General features: G+C 68.5%; 2 protein-coding genes. Both read left to right on the top strand.

The window, feature by feature from the left end; all coding sequences use genetic code 11:
* Window positions 1-875: alpha,alpha-trehalose-phosphate synthase (UDP-forming) (locus tag AB4Y86_RS18320; protein WP_441403572.1), on the top strand; the 875-nt coding region annotated here is incomplete at its 5' end.
* On the top strand, window positions 865-1,696 hold an 832-nt coding region (gene otsB / locus AB4Y86_RS18315), incomplete at its 3' end, for a trehalose-phosphatase (RefSeq protein WP_441403571.1). The genes AB4Y86_RS18320 and otsB, both read left to right, overlap by 11 nt.

The following is a 1,696-nucleotide window of genomic DNA, read 5'->3' as shown; positions in this document are numbered from 1 at the left end:
GCCTGTTGGGTGCGGACCTGGTGGGCTTCCAGCGCAGCAGCGACGCCGGCAACTTCATGCGCTCCGCCCGCCGCTTCCTGGGGGCCAGCGTCAAGCAGCAACAAGTCCATGTCAGGGGCGCCGACGGCGAAACCACCCACATCGCCCGGGCCCAGGCCTTCCCGATCTCCATCGACGTCAAGCAGATCAGTGAACTCGCGCGCAAGCCCGAGATCATCGAGAAAGCCAAGCAGATCCGCCGCGACCTTGGCAATCCCAAGACCATCCTGCTGGGCGTCGACCGGCTGGACTACACCAAGGGCATCCGGCACCGGCTCAAGGCCTWYGAGGAACTCCTGCAGGACGGCAAAGTCACGGTGGAGGACGCCTCGCTGATCCAGGTGGCCAGCCCCAGCCGCGAGCGCGTCGAGCAGTACCGCCTGCTGCGCGAAGAGGTCGAGGGAACGGTCGGCCACATCAACGGCACCTACGACACCATGCAGAACACCGCCGTCCGCTACCTGCACCACAGCTACCCGATCGAGGAAATGGTCGCGCTGTACCTGGCGGCCGACGTCATGCTCGTCACCGCCCTGCGCGACGGCATGAACCTCGTGGCCAAGGAATACGTCACCGCCAGGACGAACAACGACGGCGCCCTGGTGCTCAGCGAATTCGCCGGAGCCGCGGACCAGCTCAAACAGGCGCTCCTGATGAACCCGCACGACATTGACGGCCTCAAAGACACGATCATGCGGGCGGTCAACATGCAGCCCGCCGAGGCCGCCCGCCGGATGCGCGCGATGCGCAAGCAGATCTTGGACCACGACGTCGACCTCTGGTCGGCCGATTTCCTCCGCGCGCTGCAGGAAAAAGTTGTCCGCGATGACTCCTGAACCCACCCCCGCCGGGAACCGGCTTTCGCTGTCCCCGGAGCTGCTGGCGGCCGTGCACCGCGTCGCCGGCACGGAGCAGCTGCTGGTCGCGATGGATTTTGACGGTACCATGTCCCCCCTGGTGGACCATGCGGCGGACGCCCGGGCGCTTCCCCGCTCCGCCGCGGCCTTCGCCGCCCTCGCGGAGTTGCCGCGGACGACGACGGCGCTCATCTCAGGCCGGGCGCTGGACAGCCTCCGGGCGGTCGCCTCGCCGCCGGAGCAGACTCTGCTGATCGGCAGCCACGGCGCGGAAGTCTGGATGGGGCCCGGCTCCGCCAAACTCGCCCTCGACGACGCCCAGCGGGAGGTGCTGACGCAGGTGCGGCAACAGCTGGCCGAGATCGTGGAACAGGCACCCGGCACGCTGCTCGAAGACAAGCCTGCCGGCGTCGTGCTGCACACCCGGCTGGCCGCGGACGACGTGGCCGAGGACGCCGTGGCCGCCGCGAAGGCCGCCCTGCAGGACCGCGCGGGCGTCTTCGTCAAAACAGGGAACCGCGTTTTGGAAACCTCAGTGGTCCACGCTTCCAAGGGCGAAGGTATCGCCTTCCTGCGGCAGGCCGCCGACGCCACCGCCGTCGTTTTCGCCGGCGACGACACCACCGATGAGGATGCCCTGGGCAGCCTGGTCCCCGGGGACCTGGGCGTCAAGGTGGGCTTGGACTTCACCCAGGCCGAGTTCCGGGTGGAGGGCGGCATTCGACTTCGGTACGGTCAAGGCACGCCTGCGTGCCAGCAAGGCCGAGGCCGAGGGCGTAGCCGCGCAGTACGAGCAGGCG

It is taken from the genome of Arthrobacter sp. 2YAF22_2 (assembly GCF_052114645.1).
In the GTDB taxonomy this organism is placed as follows: Bacteria; Actinomycetota; Actinomycetes; order Actinomycetales; family Micrococcaceae; genus Arthrobacter.
The sequence above is the reverse complement of the archived record's forward strand: the minus strand, read 5'-3'. Positions and strand labels throughout refer to the sequence as shown.